Below are 390 nucleotides of genomic sequence, written 5' to 3' on the forward strand. Positions count from 1 at the left end.
CAGCTTCGGTAAGTGCAAGTGAAAGTACCTCCGCTTTAGTAAGCGCCAGCGAAAGTACTTCGGCTTCAGTAAGTGCGAGCGAAAGCACCTCAGCTTCAGTAAGCGCCAGCGAAAGCACCTCAGCATCTGTAAGTGCAAGTGAAAGTACCTCTGCTTCAGTAAGCGCCAGCGAAAGTACCTCAACATCGTTGAGTGTGAGTGAAAGTACCTCCGCTTCAGTAAGTGCGAGTGAATCAACTTCAGCATCTGTAAGTGCAAGTGAAAGTACCTCTGCTTCGGTAAGTGCGAGTGAAAGCACCTCAGCTTCAGTAAGCGCCAGCGAAAGTGCCTCAACATCGTTGAGTGCAAGTGAAAGTACCTCAGCCTCCGTAAGTGCAAGTGAAAGTACCT

Annotated in this window: 1 protein-coding gene; it reads right to left on the reverse strand. The window is 49.5% G+C overall.

Translation table 11 applies throughout. The annotated features are described in order from the left end of the window. A partial coding sequence (locus H5S10_RS00165) for a hypothetical protein (protein ID WP_267905322.1) occupies positions 1–390 on the reverse strand: 390 nt, incomplete at both ends.

Origin of the sequence: Limosilactobacillus balticus, from assembly GCF_014145615.1 — a bacterium.
GTDB classification, from domain to species: domain Bacteria; phylum Bacillota; class Bacilli; order Lactobacillales; family Lactobacillaceae; genus Limosilactobacillus; species Limosilactobacillus balticus.